The sequence below is a fragment of the Edaphosphingomonas fennica genome, assembly GCF_003034225.1.
Lineage (GTDB): Bacteria > Pseudomonadota > Alphaproteobacteria > Sphingomonadales > Sphingomonadaceae > Sphingomonas_E > Sphingomonas_E fennica.
The window spans coordinates 37,958-55,940 of record NZ_PHHF01000065.1 but is presented as its reverse complement, the minus strand read 5'-3'; the positions used below and the strand labels follow the sequence as shown (position 1 = coordinate 55,940).

The 17,983-nt window shown below is 67.5% G+C and carries 15 protein-coding genes; 10 read left to right on the top strand and 5 right to left on the bottom strand.

The annotated features are described in order from the left end of the window. Positions 1-21: 21 nt before the first annotated feature. Both CV103_RS15350 and CV103_RS15345 read left to right on the top strand, forming a co-directional pair. Entirely contained in the window at positions 22-1,485 is a 1,464-nt protein-coding gene (locus CV103_RS15350) for a TolC family outer membrane protein (protein ID WP_015457526.1), read from the top strand. 14 nt (positions 1,486-1,499) lie between these two features. Beyond that, positions 1,500-2,123 (top strand): DUF2497 domain-containing protein, encoded by a 624-nt coding sequence (locus CV103_RS15345; protein ID WP_015457525.1) that lies wholly within the window; start codon positions 1,500-1,502, stop codon positions 2,121-2,123. A 184-nt stretch (positions 2,124-2,307) separates the two neighbouring features. Here the strand turns inward: CV103_RS15345 and ypfJ are convergent, their stop codons facing one another. Beyond that, positions 2,308-3,198 (bottom strand): KPN_02809 family neutral zinc metallopeptidase, encoded by an 891-nt coding sequence (ypfJ, locus tag CV103_RS15340; protein ID WP_015457524.1) that lies wholly within the window; start codon positions 3,196-3,198, stop codon positions 2,308-2,310. Between the two features lie 101 nt (positions 3,199-3,299). Between ypfJ and CV103_RS15335 the strand changes: the two genes are divergently transcribed. From CV103_RS15335 to CV103_RS15305, 7 genes are all read left to right on the top strand, one after another. After that, positions 3,300-4,448, top strand: a complete 1,149-nt coding sequence (locus tag CV103_RS15335; RefSeq protein WP_015457523.1) for a patatin-like phospholipase family protein — start codon at positions 3,300-3,302, stop codon at positions 4,446-4,448. Positions 4,449-4,468: 20 nt separating this feature from the next. Further along, positions 4,469-5,254 carry a 3-hydroxybutyrate dehydrogenase gene (locus CV103_RS15330; protein ID WP_107395443.1) on the top strand — a complete coding sequence of 262 codons (786 nt, stop codon included), beginning with the start codon at positions 4,469-4,471 and terminating at the stop codon, positions 5,252-5,254. A 131-nt stretch (positions 5,255-5,385) separates the two neighbouring features. Next, on the top strand, positions 5,386-7,071 hold the full coding sequence (locus CV103_RS15325; RefSeq protein ID WP_107395442.1) for an N-acyl-D-amino-acid deacylase family protein: 1,686 nt from the start codon (positions 5,386-5,388) through the stop codon (positions 7,069-7,071). Positions 7,072-7,085: 14 nt separating this feature from the next. After that, positions 7,086-7,304 carry a hypothetical protein gene (locus CV103_RS15320; protein ID WP_015457520.1) on the top strand — a complete coding sequence of 73 codons (219 nt, stop codon included), beginning with the start codon at positions 7,086-7,088 and terminating at the stop codon, positions 7,302-7,304. A gap of 22 nt (positions 7,305-7,326) precedes the next feature. Next, complete coding sequence (locus tag CV103_RS15315; RefSeq protein ID WP_236626848.1) at positions 7,327-7,545, top strand: hypothetical protein; 219 nt, start codon at positions 7,327-7,329, stop codon at positions 7,543-7,545. A 24-nt stretch (positions 7,546-7,569) separates the two neighbouring features. Then, entirely contained in the window at positions 7,570-8,403 is an 834-nt protein-coding gene (locus CV103_RS15310) for a Coq4 family protein (protein WP_015457518.1), read from the top strand. Positions 8,404-8,578: 175 nt separating this feature from the next. Further along, on the top strand, positions 8,579-8,974 hold the full coding sequence (locus CV103_RS15305; RefSeq protein WP_015457517.1) for a PRC-barrel domain-containing protein: 396 nt from the start codon (positions 8,579-8,581) through the stop codon (positions 8,972-8,974). Between the two features lie 1,104 nt (positions 8,975-10,078). Here the strand turns inward: CV103_RS15305 and mfd are convergent. Together mfd and CV103_RS15290 are read right to left on the bottom strand one after the other, a co-directional pair. Further along, a complete protein-coding gene (gene mfd / locus CV103_RS15295) occupies positions 10,079-13,555 on the bottom strand; it encodes a transcription-repair coupling factor (protein ID WP_107395440.1) in 3,477 nt (1,158 codons plus the stop codon). 154 nt (positions 13,556-13,709) lie between these two features. Further along, a complete protein-coding gene (locus tag CV103_RS15290) occupies positions 13,710-13,976 on the bottom strand; it encodes an FAD assembly factor SdhE (RefSeq protein WP_107395439.1) in 267 nt (88 codons plus the stop codon). Positions 13,977-14,058: 82 nt separating this feature from the next. Between CV103_RS15290 and recG the strand changes: the two genes are divergently transcribed. Then, on the top strand, positions 14,059-16,122 hold the full coding sequence (gene recG, locus CV103_RS15285) for an ATP-dependent DNA helicase RecG (RefSeq protein ID WP_107395438.1): 2,064 nt from the start codon (positions 14,059-14,061) through the stop codon (positions 16,120-16,122). A 6-nt stretch (positions 16,123-16,128) separates the two neighbouring features. On the opposite strand, the gene CV103_RS15280 is transcribed toward recG, so the two are convergent. After that, a complete protein-coding gene (locus tag CV103_RS15280; RefSeq protein ID WP_015457512.1) occupies positions 16,129-16,461 on the bottom strand; it encodes a hypothetical protein in 333 nt (110 codons plus the stop codon). Between the two features lie 103 nt (positions 16,462-16,564). Beyond that, positions 16,565-17,794, bottom strand: coding sequence for a tyrosine--tRNA ligase (tyrS, locus tag CV103_RS15275; protein ID WP_107395437.1), 1,230 nt, complete (start codon positions 17,792-17,794; stop codon positions 16,565-16,567). Positions 17,795-17,983 lie beyond the last annotated feature (189 nt).

The window sequence follows — 17,983 nt, the reverse complement described above, 5'->3', positions numbered from 1 at the left end:
GATTGGGGGGATCGGTTGCTCATGCGTTTCTGGTTGATGTGCGGTGCGGCGCTCGCCGGGACCATGGTTGCGAATGCGGCTTCGGCGGATACGCTGCGCGACGCCCTGATCCAGACCTATCGGACCAACCCGACGATGACCGGCGCGCGCGCCCAGCAGCGCGCGCTGGACGAAGGCGTGCCGATCGCCAAGGCGGACGCGCGCCCGCAGGTGGCCGGCAGTGCCGATTTCACCCAGAATTATCGCGGCCTGAGCGCGTTTCGCGATAATGGCCGTTCGGTGACGGCGGGCGCATCCGCCAGCTATTCGCTCTATGCGGGCGGGCGGGTGAAGAATTCGATCCGGTCGGCCGACGCGCGCGTCCTCGCCGGCCGGGCGGACCTGCTGGCGACGGAAGGGGCGATCTTCAGCGAGGCGGTCGCCGCTTATATGGACGTGATCCGCGACACCTCGATCGTCGAGCTGAACCGCAACCAGGTCCGCGTGCTCGAAACCAATTTGCAGGCGAGCCGCGATCGCTTCGAGGTGGGCGACCTCACCCGCACGGACGTCGCCCAGTCCGAGGCGCGCCTGTCGGACGCGCGCAGCCGGCTGACGGTCGCCGAAGGGCAGCTGACCGCCAGCCGCGAAAATTACCGCCGCCTCGTCGGCGTGTTCCCCGGCACGCTCGAGCCGCCGCCGCCGCTGCCGGAACTGCCCAAGACGCCGGACGATTCGGTGCGGGTGGCGCTTGAAAACAACGCCAATCTGCAGGCGAGCGAGGAAAGCGCCAAGGCCGCCGGCTATGACGTCCGCACCGCCAGGGCCGGCCGCATGCCGACATTGGATGCCGTGTCCGGCGTCAGCTACACCGATTATCTCGGCACGCTGGACAAGGCGACGGGCTCTGCCGCCGGGCTCAATCCCAAGGATGCCTGGACGGACAGCTTCGTCGGCGTGCGGGCGCGCATGCCGCTTTACCAGGGCGGCGGCGTGGGCGCGCGCGTCCGCCAGGCGCAGGCGCAGGAAAGCCAGGCGCTGGAGCGCGTGATCGAGGTGGAGCGGCTGGTGATCGCCGATACGCGATCCGCCTTCGCCAGCTATCAGGCCGCGATCGAGACGATCGGTTCGGCCGAACAGGCGGTGGCCGCCAACCGGCTGGCGCTGGAGGGCACCCGGGCGGAAAACACGGTCGGCACGCGCAACGTGCTCGATGTGCTGAATGCCGAGCAGGAACTGCTCAACAGCGAGGTGCTGCTCGTCACCGCCCGGCGCGACGCCTATGTCGCGGGCTTCGCGCTGCTCAACGCCATGGGCCGGGCCGAGATGCGCGACCTGAACCTCGATGGGGGTCCGCTCTACGATCCGGTCACAAATTACAACCGCGTCCGGAACAAGGCCTGGGATTGGTCGAACGATCCGAAACCCGTCGCCCAGGCGACACGGACCGTCGATCCGGCGATGGATCCGGCGGCCCAAGCCCCCGTGACTCCGCCGTCGAACTAGGCAATAAAAAGCGGATGGCTGATATCCGCAACGACCCGTCGATGGAGGAGATACTGGCTTCCATCAAGCGCATCATCGCCGATGACAGCGCGGCGGCCATGAACGCCCCGCGCACGCGCGGCGGCCGTGGCCAGGCGACGCAGGCCGATGCGGAGGTGCCGATTCCGGCTTCGATGATTCGCGCGATCAAGGGGCGCCAGGCGAAACGCCCGGCGGACGAGGTTCTGGAACTGACCGAGGAAGTCGCGGTGGAGGCCGTGCCCGCCGAAGCCGGAAACGCTGCCGTCGATCCGGCTGCCGATGTGGTGCCGGCCGCGGCCGCGAAGGACGCCGCCGCCGCGCCGGCGACGGGAAAGAGCATATCGACGGGAGAGGCGGCGATGGCTGCTGAAACGGATATGGGCGCCCGCACCGAGCCCGAGCTGATTTCCACCGCGACGGCGGAGGCGAGCCGCCATGCCTTTGCGGCGCTTTCGTCCAGCGTGATCAAGCCGGCGGGCGAGGAGCAGACGCTCGAGGGCCTCGTGCGCGAGATGCTGCGCCCGATGCTGAAGGAATGGCTGGACGCGCGGCTGCCCGAACTGGTCGAAGGCGTCGTCCAGCGCGAAATCGCCCGTATCGCGGGGCGCGCGCTCTAGATCCGGCCGCGATCCGAATATTCGGAAGGTCGGGCGCCTTCCTGCCCCCTTCCGCTTGCACCGACATCGCTTGCCGCACGATGGGTCCCGGAGTCGCACATGAGCGACTACAGGGTGATGGTTCCCTCGCCTGGCCGAACCGCCGCCGGTTTCTTCCCGTTTGCGGGATGACCGGCGCGACAATCTAGCTGGCGAAGGTGTCGCACTGGGCGGGATCGCCCGTCTGCAGGCCGCGTTGCAGCCATTCCATGCGCTGGGCCGACGTGCCGTGGGTGAAGCTTTCGGGCACGGGGCGCTGGCCGGCGGCCTTCTGCAGCGTATCGTCGCCGATCGCCTGCGCGGCGCGCATGCCGACCTCGACATCGCCGGGCTCGAGCAGGTTGCGGTCGTTCGTCGCCCACACGCCGGCATAGCAGTCGGCCTGAAGCTCCATCTTCACCTGCAGCGCGTTGGCGCCGGCCTGGCCGGCCCGCTGCTGGGCCGCGCGCACCTTGTCCGAAATGCCGGTCAGCGTCTGCACATGATGGCCCACTTCATGCGCGATCACATAGGCCATGCCGAAATCGCCCGGCGCGCCGAAGCGGGTGGCAAGCTCGTCGAAGAAGGTGGTGTCCAGGTAGATCTTGTGATCGGCGGGGCAATAGAACGGCCCCATCGCGGATTGGGCGGCGCCGCAGCCCGACATGCCGTTGCGGTCGTAGAAGACGAGGGTCGGATCCTGATAGGTCTGGCCCGCGCGGCGGAACAGCTCGCCCCACACCCGCTCGGTCGATCCCAATATCTTGGCGACCTTGCGATCGGTCTCGTCGCGGATCGCGGCCTGGCCGGTCGCGGCGGGCTGGACGGCCGGGGCGCTACCGGAACCGCCGCCCAGCATGGAAAGCGGGTTGCCGCCCAGCAGCATCATCACCACGACGATGCCGATGATCCCGACGATGCCGAAGCGGCTCGCCACCAGGCTGAAGATCAGCCCCATCGCGCCGCCGCCACCCATCCCGCCGAGCTGGAAGCCGCCGCCGCCCATGCCGCGCTGGCTTTCGATGTTGCTGCTTTCGCTTTCGTCGTCCAGGCGCAAGGTCGGTCTCCCCGCAGATTGCCGGGCGACAATGCGCGCCGATGCGGCGGGTTGCAATCTTCTGCCTTGCCGCACCGCAATATCGGGCGCAGATTGCCGCCATGGCCGATGCCGAACCCGCCAGGGCCGCCAAGGGCGGGACCATGCCGCTGCCGGACGAGGTGGCGCTGGTGCTGCAGGGCGGCGGTGCGCTGGGCTCCTATCAGGCGGGTGTCTATCAGGCGCTGGCGGCGGCGGGGATCGAGGTGGATCGTGTGGCCGGCATCTCGATCGGCGCGGTCAATGCCGCGATCATCGCCGGCAATCCGCCGGAGCGCCGGGTGGAGCGGCTGCGTGCCTTCTGGGAAGGCGTAAGCGCCTGGCTGCCGAGCTTTCCGATCTGGCCGGACGATAATGTGCGCGAGTTCATCCACGAATGGTCCGCCGCGCATGTCGCCACCTTCGGCGTTCCGGGTTTCTTCACGCCGCGCGTCATGCCGCCGATGTTCGCCGAGCCGGGAACGCCGCAGGCGCTCAGCTTCTACGACGGCAGTCCGCTTCGGCAGACGCTCGATTCGCTGGTGGACTGGGATCTGCTGAACGAAGGGCCGGTGCGGCTGTCGGTCGGCGCGGTCGATATCGAAAGCGGCAATTTCGAATATTTCGACAGTTGCGGGCCGCGCGCGCGTCGGATCGACGCCCGCCACATCATGGCATCGGGCGCGCTGCCGCCCGGCCTGCCGCCGGTGGAGATAGATGGCCGCTGGTATTGGGACGGCGGCATCGTATCGAACACGCCGCTCGGCTATGTGCTCGATACGCAGGATGCGGACATGCTGGTTTTCCAGGTGGACCTGTTCCCCGCCGCATCGGCCTTTCCGCACACCATCATGGACGTTATCGCGCGGGAGAAGGAGATCCGATTCTCCAGCCGCACCCGCCAGGTATCGAACGAGCGCCTCCGCCTGCGGCGCGAGAGGGAGGCCATCCGGAAGGTGCTGGCCAAGCTGCCCGATGCGATGGCGGACGATCCCGACGTGGCGGCGCTGGCGGAGATGGCGCGGGAATATTCGGTCAATGTCGTCCAGCTCATCTACCGCGCCAACGCCTGGGAGGGCGGCGCGCGCGACTATGAATTCTCGGCCCGGACGATGAACGAGCATTGGGCGGCCGGCGAGGCCGCCGTGGCGGAGACCATGACCCGGTCCGCGCTCGTCGCCCGCAACATCGTCGACGGGAAAACCGCCGCCTTCGATCTTCTCAACCGCTGAACCAAAACGGAGTTTTCGCCATGTTCCTGAAGGGCAAGACCGCGCTCGTCACCGGATCGACCTCGGGTATCGGTCTCGCTTATGCCAAGGCGCTGGCGGCCGAAGGGGCCAATGTCGTCATCAACGGCTTCGGCGATGCCGGCGCGATCGAGCAGGAGCGGCAGGCACTGGCCGCCGCGAGCGGGGCGGGGGCCGCTTATTCGGCGGCCGACATGACCAGGCCCGAGGAGATCGTCGCGATGGTGGAGGAGGCCGCCCGGACCTTCGGCGGCGTCGATATCCTCATCAACAATGCGGGCGTGCAGCACGTCGCCCCGATCGAGGAATTCCCGCCGGAAAAATGGGATGCGATCATCGGGATCAACCTCAGCTCCGCCTTCCACACCATCCGCGCCGCGCTGCCGGGCATGAAGGCGCGCAAATGGGGACGGATCATCAACACCGCGTCGGCCCACTCGCTCGTCGCCTCGCCGTTCAAGGCGGCCTATGTCGCCGCCAAGCATGGCCTCGCCGGCCTTACCAAGACGGTGGCGCTGGAAGCCGCGACATCGGGCGTGACGGCGAACTGCATCAGCCCCGGCTATGTGTGGACGCCGCTGGTCGAGAAGCAGATTCCCGATACGATGAAGGCGCGGAACATGACGCGCGAGCAGGTGATGAACGATGTGCTGCTGGCGGGGCAGCCGACCAAGCAGTTCGTGACGGCGGAGCAGGTGGCGGCGCTGGCCGTCTATCTCTGCACCGATGGCGCGGCTCAGGTCACCGGTGCCAACCTTTCGATCGACGGGGGGTGGACCGCCGCCTGACGGTGCGGCCGGAGGGCATGCGGACTCCCCTTGCCAAATAAGATGCAAACTGTATCGTAATCGACGGAACGACCGAGCGCGGCCCCGAGACCGCGCCGGTGATTCGTCGTCTCAAGGCAGAGGAAGCCGCAATGTCGCTCGATCTCATCATCCGGAATGCGCGTATCTGCGACGGTTCCGGCGGTCCCAGCTTCCACGGTGACGTGGGCGTGCGCGGCGGTCGCATCGTCGCGGTCGGCGATGTCGGCGGCGATGCCGTCGAGACGATCGACGCCAGGGGCCTGGTGGTGTCGCCCGGCTTCATCGATCCGCACACCCATTATGACGCCCAGCTGGTGTGGGACGGCTTTGCCCAGCCGGCGCTGGAGCATGGCGTGACGACGATCGTGCCGGGCAATTGCTCGCTCAGCCTCGCGCCGCTCCGCGCCGAGCATCGCGAGCTTCTGGGCGCCACCTTCCGCAAGATCGAGGAGATGCCGAAGAACGCCTTCGACGCCGGCCTCACCTGGAGCTGGGAGACGTTCGGCGAATATGTCGAGGCGATCCGCGGCCAGCTGGGCATCAACGTCGCGCCGCTCGTCGGCCACAGCCTGATCCGCCTGTGGGTGATGGGCGAGGCCGCGCGCGAGCGTGTCGCCACCGACGGCGAGATCGCCGACATGCAGCAGGCCCTGCGCGAATGCCTGGAGGCGGGCGCCGTGGGCCTGAGCGGATCGTGGGTCGATATCGATCATGAAAACCGGCCGGTGCCGGCCCGCCTGGCCGAGCCGAAGGAACTGGACGCGCTGTGCGCCGTGCTCGGCGAATATGGCGCGATCCTGCAGATCGTCCCCGAATTCTGGGATGCGGACCTGCTGTGCGCCCGGATCGACATCCTCGGCGATCTTTCGCGCAAGCATAATATCTCGACGACCTTCTCGCCGCTGTTCGACAGCAATGCCTCGCCGGAACTGTGCGGCATCGCGCTCGACCGCATCAAGCTGCAGACCGCCTATGGCGCGCGCGTCGTGCCGCAGATGCAGACCCGGCCGATCGACCTTTCCTTCGACCTGACGGCGCCGATGTCGACCTTCGCCACCCTGCCGACCTGGTGGGCGACGACGCTGATGACGCATGAGGAGAAGATCGCCGCGCTGCGCGACCCCGCCCATCGCGAGAAGCTGAAGGGCGAGATGGACAATTTCATGATGCCCATCGGCCTCCAGATCGATTTCGCCGATGCCTTCGTGAAGCGGCCGGGGCCGAACAGCGCGGACCTGGCCGGCCAGCGCATCGGCGACATCGCCAAGGCGCGCGGCTGCCACATCGCCGAGGCGATCATCGACATCGCGCTGGCGGACGACCTCCAGACCTCCTACGGCCTCGAGGCGCTGGGCCACAACAACACCGCCAAGATCGGCGATTTCCTGGCCGAGCCGCTGATCGGCATCGGCGCGGGCGACGGCGGCGCGCACGTCACCAACTTCTCCACCTATGGCGATACCGGCTTCCTGTTCAGCCAATATGTGCGCGGCCACAAGACCCTGTCGGTCGAGCAGGCGGTGCACAAGCTGACCCATGAGGTCGCCAGCCTGTGGGGCATCAGGGATCGCGGCCTGGTGAAGCCGGGCTATGCCGCCGATCTCGTCATCTTCGATCCCGAAGCGATCGATCGCGGGCCGGAAATCGCGGTCGACGACCTGCCGGCGCCGGGCTTCCGCTACATCCGCCGCGCCGAGGGGATCGAGCAGGTGTTCGTCAACGGCCGCCGCGCCTATAGCCGCGACGGCGGATACAGCAGCGATCGGGCCGGCGCGATCGTGCCGATGGCGGCCTGAGGGGAGCAAGAAACATGGCCAAGACCGTCAATATCCCGCCCGTCCGCAACTTCATCCAGCCCGTCCCCGGTGACGATTGGGCCAGCATCGCCGCGCGCGAGCTGCCGGGCACGCCGGCCGAGGAAGCGGTGGGCATGCTGCAGAGCTGGAACCTCTACGTCGCCTTCCGGCCCGGCGGCGGCGCGGTGACGCCATCGGACGTGATCTTCGTGGAGCCGCCGCGCGCGGCCTGAGACAGGATCGATGGGAACCGCCGTGCCCAGCATCGCATCCGTCCAGCTCACCTCCACCCATGACGGGGAGGCGGCGCTGGTGATCGAGCTGATGTTCGCCAATGGCGGCCGATCGAAGGTGCATATCAATGCCGAGGAAGCGGCCGACGTGATGGCCAAGGCGGGCGTGGCGAGCGCCGACGCGCTCGTCGGCCACCCCTGGACGGTGCTGCAGGTCCGCGACCCGAGCTTCATGGGCTGACACGATAAAAATCAGGAGAGGGCGATGAACAAGCCGATCGAGCTGAACAAGGAAGAATCCTCCTACCTCATGGGCGCGGCGGAGCCCGCCAAGTCCAGCGTGCTGATCAGCACGTCCAAATATCTCAACAATCCGCTGTTCCGCGATATCTATGCCCAGTTCGGCCTCAAGCGCGACGGCCACGATCTGCCGGCCGCCTATCTGATCCCCGAGCTGAGCCGCGCCTTCGGCGAGGTCACGGACTATGCCAGGGTGTTCGCGGCGCTCGAAGCGGAGAAGGCGCGCATCCCCGAATTCGCCGCCTGGCTGGACGAACGCTACATCTCCAACTTCACGGCGGAGCTGGTGGAAGGCCGGGCGCCGGGCACCCTTGGCGCGCTGATCCACGATTTCATCGTCAAGAGCGGCCTGGCGATCGACTTCATGTACAAGGACGAGCCGAAGAACGATTTCGACTTCCTGGTGAAGCGCCGCGTCCAGAATCACGATATCGAGCATATGGTGACGGGCCTCGATCCCAGCCCGGTGGGCGAGATCGCGCTGATCGCGGCCAATACGGTCGCCAATTCCAATTATTTCCAGGGCGATCTGGTGCATGAGCTGAACGCCTATGGATCGATCCTGACGGCGACATCGATCAGCCGCGCCGGCCTGCATTATCCCGATGTGCTGCCGACGCTGCTGGAGGGCCTTGCCCGTGGCTATGCCGTCGGCGCCAAGCAGAAGAAGCCGTTCTTCATGATCCGCTGGGAGGATTATCTCGACTGGCAGGTGTCGGATATCCGTGAGGAGTTCAATTTCCAGGACGGGCCGGAGCTTGGCGCCTGGGAATGGACCTACGACGCCTTCCGCGGCTGAAATCAGCCCTTTAGCCGCGGCCGGGCATAGCGGAAAATGCCTTTCCGGCGGCCGGCGTCGCGTGCGCGGCGCTGGCCATCGGGCGGGCGAGGGTGCATAATCGATGGCCTGACCGGGCGGCTCCGGCAGGGAGTCGCCGCTGTTATGGGCGGGGGGCTTCCGAAGGAGGCTGGCCATGACAGACCAGATGATGACAGACCTGGCGATGGCGGCGGTGGCCGACGATGTGCGCGCGCACGAGCTGATATCGTCCGCGCGGGTCGAAGGAACGCCCGTCTACTCGCCCAAGGGCGAAAAGCTGGGCACCGTGCATTCGGTGATGATCCACAAGACGACCGGGCAGGTGGCCTATGCCGTCCTGCATTTCGGCGGCCTGCTGGGCATTGGCGGGCATGTCTACCCGATCCCGTGGGAACGGCTGCGCTACGATGCCGTCAGGCGCGGCTATGTGACGGGCATCACCAGGCAGGAGATCGAGGACGCGCCGAGCCTGGACCTCGACGACACCGACCGCATCCGCGAAAGCGAGACGCCGATGTATTCCTATTGGGACGCGAAACCCTATTGGTGACGGCGGGTCCTGTCGGCTGAACTGACACCGGCTCCGCCGGGCGGAGCCGTATTAACCATCGAGTGCCCGCATTTTGCGTGTTTTGCGCGGAACTGGCCCGGCCCCTGCTTCCCGTTCGCCGAATTTCCGGAAGCATCCGGAACGAGCGAAAGGGGCATATATGATTTTGCGCAAACTGGGTCTGGCCGCGGCGGCGATGCTGATGGCGGCGGCGCCCGGCATGGCTTCCGCGGCCGAATTCACCTTCGGCCTGACGGGCAATACGCCTGACAACGGCCAGCGCGGCAACGTCCGCACCTTCACCGCGACCAACGGCGCGGAGACGCTTCAGGTCAAGGTGAGCGCCTGGTCCGCCAAGAAGACGGGCAACAGCTATTCGATCAGCGAAGCCTATCTCGGCGCCTATCCGCAGGGGCTGGGCGCGAGCGCGAAGAACGATACCAGCCATACCATCGACAATCAGGGCACCTTCGATTTCCTAGTGTTCCAGTTCGATCAGGCGGTGGAGGTGCAGAAGGCGACCTTCACGCCGTTCAGCGTCGGCGGATCGTCTGACAGCGATGCGACGATCGGCGTCGGCAATATCGATCTTTCCTTCGCCAGCGACGTGGATTTCGCCAATTGGGCGAGCGTAGCCAGCGTGTTCGGCCCGTTCGAGGAGAATGCCGGCGGATCGCGCACCTCCACCCGCGACATCAACCTGGCGAACGAGATCGGCAACCTGCTGTTCGTCGGCGCCAGCTTCAAGGATTTCGCCAAGTTCGACGGCTTCAAGCTTTCGGGCCTGGTGGTCNTCTGCCCCCCGAAAGAAGGGGAAAAAGATCGCCACCGGTTGTCTGGTCCGCTCTCCGGTCGGGGCTGCGCCCCTCCCTACGATCAGACCAGACAACCGATCCTACCGGCCATCATAGTCGCCGCTCAACCGGCCATCGTAGTTGTCGCCGCGCACTTGTCGGCGGCACGATGCGCCGCCGCGCCGTCCGCTTCCAGCTTGCCTGAGGGCAGGGGCCGCCCGATCCGGAACCATTCCTGCCGGATCGGGCGGCCATGACGTGAAAGCCGAAAACGGGCCGGCGGGAGCGATCCGCCGGCCCGTTTTCGCGTTCAGCGGAGGATTTTCGCCAACCCCCTGGAAAGCTGGAGCGCGCCGTTCAGCCGCGACTTCGCATCCGGCCAGGGGCGGGTGATGACCAGCTTGTTGTCCGGCCGCAGCTTGGCCGTGCCCTGCAGCCGCTGGGCATAGGCGATCAGCCCGGCCGGATCGGGGAAGCTGTCGTTGAAGAAGGTGACGAGCGCGCCGCGCGGGCCGGCATCCAGCTTGGCGACATGCGCCTTGCGGCAGTTGAGCTTGATCTGGATCACCGTCAGCAGGTTCTGCGTCGGTTCGGGCAGCTTGCCGAAACGGTCGATCAGCTCGGCGGCGAACGCCTCGATCTCGTTGGCGGTCTCCAGCTCGTTCATCCGGCGATAGAGGCCCATGCGCAGGTCGAGATCGGGCACATATTCCTCTGGGATGAGGATCGGCGCGTCGACGTTGATCTGGGGCGAGAAGTCGCGCGCGGAAACCGCCGCCTCCCTGAGGCCGCCGGCCTTCGCCTCCATGATCGCGTCCTCGAGCATCGACTGGTAGAGTTCGAACCCCACCTCCTTGATATGGCCGGATTGCTCGTCGCCCAGCAGGTTGCCCGCGCCGCGAATGTCGAGATCGTGGCTGGCGAGCTGGAAGCCCGCGCCCAGCGAATCGAGATCGGACAGCACGTGCAGGCGCTTCATCGCGGTTTCGGTGATGGTGCGCGTGGCGGGCGTGGTGAAATAGGCATAGGCCCGCGTCTTGGCCCGGCCCACGCGGCCCCGAAGCTGGTAGAGCTGCGCCAGGCCGAACCGATCGGCGCGGTGGATGATGAGCGTGTTGGCGCTGGGAATGTCCAGCCCGCTTTCCACGATCGTGGTGGAAACCAGCACCTCGAACTTCTTGTCGTAGAAGGCGGACATCCGCTCTTCCACCTCGGTCGGGCTCATCTGGCCGTGGGCGACGACATAGCGGACCTCGGGCACCTCCTTGCGCAGGAAATCCTCGATATCGGGCAGGTCGTTGATGCGCGGCACCACGAAGAAGCTCTGCCCGCCGCGATAATGTTCGCGCAGCAGCGCCTCGCGCAGCACCACCGGGTCCCACGGCATCACATAGGTGCGCACCGCCAGCCGATCGACGGGCGGCGTCTGGATCACCGAAAGCTCGCGCAGGCCGGACATCGCCATCTGCAGGGTGCGCGGGATCGGCGTGGCGGTGAGGGTGAGGACGTGGACGTCCGCCTTCATCGCCTTCAGCCGTTCCTTGTGGGTGACGCCGAAGCGCTGCTCCTCGTCGACGATGACGAGGCCGAGGCGCTTGAATTCCACATTCTTCGCGATCACCGCATGGGTGCCGACCACGATGTCGATCGATCCGTCGGCCAGCCCTTCCTTGGTCCGCTTGGCCTCGGCCGCCGGCACCAGCCGGGAAAGCCGGCCGATATTGATCGGGAAGCCCTGGAAACGCTCGACGAAGTTGGTGAAGTGCTGGCGGGCGAGCAGGGTGGTCGGCACCACCACCGCCACCTGCATCCCTGCCATGGCCGCGACGAACGCCGCGCGCAGCGCCACTTCCGTCTTGCCGAAGCCGACATCGCCGCAGACCAGCCGGTCCATCGGCGTGCCCCTGGCGAGATCGTCCAGCACGTCGCCGATCGCGCGATCCTGGTCGTCCGTTTCCTGATAGGGGAAGCGATCGACGAAGGCGGGGTAGCCGCCGGCATCGGGAAGCGCCACGTCCGCCGGGCGCAGCGCCCGCAAGGCGGCGGTGGCGATCAGCTCGCCCGCGATCTCGCGGATGCGCTCCTTCATCCGGGCCTTGCGCGCCTGCCAGGCGACGCCGCCCAGCTTGTCGAGCTGGACGCCCTCATTCTCCGCGCCGTAGCGGGAGAGGACGTCGATATTCTCGACCGGCACGTAGAGCTTGTCGCCGCCGGCATAGGTGAGCGCCACGCAATCGTGCGGGGACGTGCCGACCGGGATCGAGGTCAGCCCTTCATAGCGGCCGATGCCGTGATCGGAATGGACCACGAGGTCGCCCGGCGAGAGCGTCGCCAGCTCGGCCATGAAGGCGTCGGCCGATTTCTTGCGCTTCGCCCGCCGCACCAGCCGGTCGCCCAGCATGTCCTGTTCGGTCAGGAGGGCGATGTCGGGCGTGGTGAAGCCGTGGTCGAGCGGCACGACGATCAGCGCGGTGGCGCCCTGCGCCGCCTTGCCCAGCGCATCCTGCCAGCTATCGGCCTCCGCCAGCCGATCCAGCCCGTGATCCTTCAGCAGGCCGCCCAGCCGTTCGCGCGCGCCGGCGGAATAGCTGGCGAGGATGACGCGCCGACCGCCGCGCCGCTGCGCCTCGACATGCTCGGTCACGGCTTCGTAGACGTTCAGGTTCTGCGCGCGTTCGGGCGCGAAGTCGCGCGGGCCGTCCACGCCGAACTCCAGCACGTCGGCGCTTTCCGGCTCGTGGAAGGCGGTGACGAGGTGGATCGGCCGATCGGCGATGGCCGCCTGCCATTCCTCATTGTCGAGATAGAGCGCCCTGGCCGCGATCGGGCGGTAGCTGCCGGGATCGGCGGACTGGGCGCGCACGCGGTTGGCGTGATAATCCGCGATCGCTTCGAACCGGGCATCGGCGGCGCCCGCATCCCCGGCGTCGCGCACGATCACGTCATCGTCGGCGAGATGATCGAACAGGGTGGAAAGCCGGTCCTCCAGGAAGGGCAGCCAATGTTCCATCCCCGCCAGCCGGCGCCCCTCCGATATCGCCTGATAGAGCGGATCGCCCGTCGCCGTGGCGCCGAACGCCTCGCGATAGCGGGTGCGGAAGCGCTTGATGCTCTCCTCGTCCAGCAGCGCCTCGGATGCCGGCAGCAGCGTGAAGCCGTCGATCCGGTCCACCGTGCGCTGGTCGGCGGGGTCGAAGCGGCGGACGCTTTCGATCTCGTCGCCGAAGAAGTCGAGCCGCAGCGCCAGATCCTCGCCCGACGGGAAAAGATCGAGCAGGCTGCCGCGCACCGCGAATTCGCCGGCATCGGCCACCGTATCGGTGCGGACATAGCCGTTGGCCTGCAGCAGCACGGCCAGCGCATCGCGATCGATCCGTTCGCCGGGGGCGAGCCGGGCGACGAGCTGGCGGATGCGGAAGGGGGTGAGGGTGCGCTGGGTGGCGGCGTTCACCGTCGTCACCAGCAATTGCGGGCGATCGGCCTTGCGCTGCAAGGCGTGGAGCGTCGCCAGCCGCTGCGACGTCGCCCGCAGCGACGGCGAGGCGCGGTCATAGGGCAGGCAATCCCAGGCGGGGAAGGCCAGCACCTCGATCTCGGGCGCGAAATAGGTGGCGGCATCGGTCAGCCCGCGCATCGCTGCATCGTCGGGGGTGATGAACACCGTCCGCCCGCCGCGCGCGGCGGCGGCCCGGGTAAGATCGGCCAGCAGCCAGGGCAGGAAGCCCTGGGCCACGCCGGCAAGCGTCAGCGGGCGATCGGCCTTCAGGATGCGGTGGAGATCGGTCATGCGTGAAATGGTCTATCCGTATCGTGCCGCGTCAGCCCCGCGAAGGGAGGAATCCGCTGACGCCGAGGTTCGATGCCGACGCTGCGATTTTCCCGGAGCCGTCGCGTCCATGGATTCCCGCCCTCGCGGGAATGACGAATGCCGGATCCCGCCGTCACTTCTCCACCGGGATATAATCCAGCCGCCGCAGCCGATCCATCATCGGCCCCTGCCATTGCGGCGGAACCGGCTGGCTGCCGAGCGCCCAGGCCATGATATCCACGTCCTGCTCCTCCAGCAGCGTTTCGAACCAGTCGATCTCGGCATCGGACCAGCCGGCCGCCAACTGATCGAAATAACCGCCGACCAGCAGATCGGCCTCCTTGGTGCCGCGATGCCAGGCGCGGAAGCGCAGGCGCTTGAGGCGGGTGTCTCGATCCATGGACTCGGCTTCCGTGCAATGGGCATCCGGCCCGCGGGCGCTGGCGCACCTGCCGGCTGGAGGATATGGGTTGTCCTCTACTATGCGCCCCGACATTCTCAACCCGTTGTTCGCCGAAGTGGAAGCGTTGAAGGGCGTAGGCCCCGCGCTGATGAAACCGTTGCGCAAGCTCGGCCTGGAACGCGCGGTGGACATATTGTTCCACCTTCCCGTCACCTGGATCGATCGCAAGGCGGTGCCGCTGCTCGATCCGCAGGATGCCGGCAAGGTGATCGTGGTGGAGGTGACGCCGGCCGATTATCGCGCCACCGGCTCCGCCCGCGCGCCCTTCCGGGTCCAGGCGCAGGATCGCGCCGGCCAGCGGATCAGCCTGGTCTATTTCGGGCGCAATTCGGGCTGGGCGCGCAAATTGTTCCCGCTGGGCGAGCCGCGCACCATTTCCGGCAAGCTGGAGCTTTACGGGCAGGAGATGCAGATGATCCACCCGGATCATGTGATCGCGCCCGGCGAGCCGGTGGACCTGCCGGCGCGCGAGCCGGTCTATCGCCTGTCCGAAGGGCTGGCCAACCGGCGGATGGGGCAATTGGCGGAGCAGGCGCTGAGCCGCGCGCCCGACCTTGCCGAATGGATCGAGCCGGGGCTGCTGGCCCGGCGGCAATGGCCCGGCTGGCGCGAGGCGCTGGCCCGCGTCCACGCCGACCCCGCCGATACGCTGGCGCGCGAACGGCTGGCCTATGACGAGATCTTCGCCAACCAGCTCGCCCTGATGCTGGTGCGCGCCTCATCCCGCCGCCGCCGGGGGCTGCCGCTGGTGGGCGACGGGCGGCTGCGGGCGGCGCTGAAGCTGCCTTATGCCCCGACCGGCGCGCAGCGGCGGACGATCGGGGAGATAGAGGGCGATCTGGCCCAGGCCACGCCGATGGTGCGGCTGCTGCAGGGCGATGTCGGCGCCGGCAAGACGCTGGTGGCGCTGATGGCGCTGCTGGCGGCGGTGGAGGCAGGGACGCAGGGCGCGCTGCTCGCTCCGACCGAGATATTGGCGCGGCAGCATTATGAGACGCTGGGCCGCCAGCTCGCCGGCCTTCCCGTCAACGTCGCGATCCTGACCGGGCGGGAAAAGGGCCGCGCCCGCGAAAGCGTGCTGATGGGGCTGGCGGACGGATCGATCCATATCCTGATCGGCACGCATGCGATCTTCCAGCAGGGCGTAAGCTACAAGCGCCTCGGCCTTGCGGTGATCGACGAGCAGCATCGCTTCGGCGTCGCCCAGCGGATGATGCTGGCGGCCAAGGCGGAGGTGCCGCCGCATCTGCTGGTGATGACGGCCACGCCGATCCCGCGCACGCTGACGCTGAGCCATTATGGCGAGATGGATGTCAGCCGGCTCGACGAGATGCCGCCCGGCCGCCAGCCGATCGAGACGCGGGTGATGTCCGACGCGCGGCTGGACGAGATCGTCGACGCGCTCGGCCGCCACATGGCGGGCGGCGGCCAGGCCTATTGGGTCTGCCCGCTGGTCGAGGAGAGCGAAATATCCGACCAGGCGGCGGCCGAGGCGCGCGCGGCGGACCTCAGGCAGCGCTTCGGCGATCGGGTGGGGTTGGTGCACGGCCGGATGAAGGGGCCGGAGAAGGATGCGGTGATGGCCGCCTTCCAGCGCGGCGACATCGGCGTGCTGGTGGCCACCACCGTGATCGAGGTGGGCGTGGACGTGCCGAACGCCACGCTGATCGTGATCGAGGGCGCGGACAGGTTCGGCCTGGCCCAGCTCCACCAGCTTCGCGGCCGGGTGGGGCGCGGGGAGGGGCGGTCCATCTGCCTGCTGCTGCGCGGCCGCACGCCGGGCGAGACGGCGCGCGCGCGGCTGGCCCTGATGCGTGAGACCAATGACGGCTTTCGCATCGCCGAGGAGGACCTGAAGCTGCGCGGCGCCGGCGAGATATTGGGCACGCGGCAATCGGGCGAGGCGGAGATGCGGCTGGCCGATCCCGAGCAGGTTTCCCAGCTTATCGATACCGCCACGGCGGACGCGCGCCTGCTGGTGGATCGCGACGGCGGGCTGGAAGGCGATCGCGGCCGCGCGGCGCGGGTGGCGCTTTATCTTTTCGAGCGGGATGCGGCGGTGGGGCTGCTGCGATCGGGCTGAGGCGGATCAGCCTTCGGGATTATCCAGCGTTTCAAAGAGGATGCGATATTCCTCCGCATCCATGGCGGGGCGGAATTCCGCGCCGATGCGATTGCCGAGCGCCCAGGCGACGCGGGCGCGCCGTTCGCTGCCGTCCGGCAGGCGGATATCGACGCTGGCTTCCTGCGCGACGATGGCAGCCATGCGCGCCATGAAGCCGAAGCGGGAGATGTTGATGATTTCCGCCGGGATTTCCTGCGATCCGGGCAGGCGGATGGTGGTGCGCAGGAACACATCGTCGCGCGCGACGCGGCGTTTCTCCACTTCGAAGAGATGACGCGCGAGTCCCTGTGAAGCCATGACACCTGCCCCGGAAATACAGGCTTCAAGCTGAACCCCGGCGGTTAATCACCCGACAACGCAGGTGGTTAATGCGACGAAGCGAGGGAAGCGCGCCTTCCCTTCAGCCTGCCGTCAGGACGCCATGATGCTTCTTGCCGGAGGAGATGCGCACCGGATCGGCCCCGACCGAGACGACGAGCGCCTCGTTCGTCACCTTCTGGCCATCCACGCGCGCGCCGCCGCCCTTGATGAGGCGGCGGGCCTCGCCCTTGGAGGCGGCGAGGCCGAGCCCGACCAGCGCATCGACGATCGCGATCGATCCGCCCGCCACCGCGAAGCTGGGGAGCGCATCGCCGGCGGCCCCTTCCTCGAAGGTGCGGCGCGCGGTTTCGGCGGCCTGCGCCGCGGCCTCGGCCCCCCGGCACAAGGCGGTCGCGGCATTGGCGAGGACGATCTTGGCCTCGTTGATCTCGGCGCCCTGGAGCGCGGCCAGCCGGTCGATCTCGTCGAGCGGCAGATCGGTGAACAGGTGCAGGCGGGAGGCGACGTCGCGATCGTCGGTATTCCGCCAGAACTGCCAGTAATCGAAATGGGAAAGCTGATCCTCGTTCAGCCACACGGCGCCGCCCACCGTCTTGCCCATCTTGGTGCCATCGGCATTGGTGAGGAGCGGGGTGGTAAGGCCGAAGACCTGGGTGCCGTCCACGCGGCGGGCAAGCTCCACCCCGTTGACGATATTGCCCCACTGATCGGACCCGCCCATCTGCAGGCGGCAGCCGACGCGGCGCGAAAGCTCCAGGAAATCATAGGCCTGGAGGATCATGTAATTGAATTCGAGGAAGCTGAGCGACTGTTCGCGATCGAGCCTGAGCTTGACGGAATCGAAGCTGAGCATCCGGTTGACCGAGAAATGCTGGCCGATGTCCCGCAGGAAGGGGATATATTCCAGCCGGTCCAGCCATTCGGCATTGTCGACCATGATCGCGTCGCTCGGGCCGTCGCCGAAGGTGAGGAAGCGTTCGAACACGCGCCGGATCGACGCGACATTGGCGGCGATCGTCTCGGTCGTCAGCAGGCTGCGCGCCTCGTCCTTGAAGCTGGGATCGCCGATCTTGCCGGTGCCGCCGCCCATCACCACGATGGGCTTGTGGCCCGCGCGCTGCAACTGGCGCAGCATCATGATCGAGACGAGATGGCCGACATGCAGCGACGGCGCGGTCGGATCGAAGCCGATATAGCCCGGCACGATCTGGCGCGCGGCAAGGGCATCGAGCCCCGCCGCATCGGTGAGCTGGTGGATGTAGCCCCGGCTATCGAGGAGGCGCAGCAGATCGGAAGCATATTCGGTCATGGCGCGCGGGCATCTAGCACGCGAAAATGGCCGAGGGTAGCGCCAAGAGCGGCTTCGCCGTCCTGCCCGCGCGGCCGCCCGCGCGACCGGGATACTATCCGAAAGGGGTAATCCAAAAGAGGGGATATTCGGCCGGCGGATATCGTTGTGAATTATCGCCCGCCGCTCCGCATCGTCCGGATGGGACGG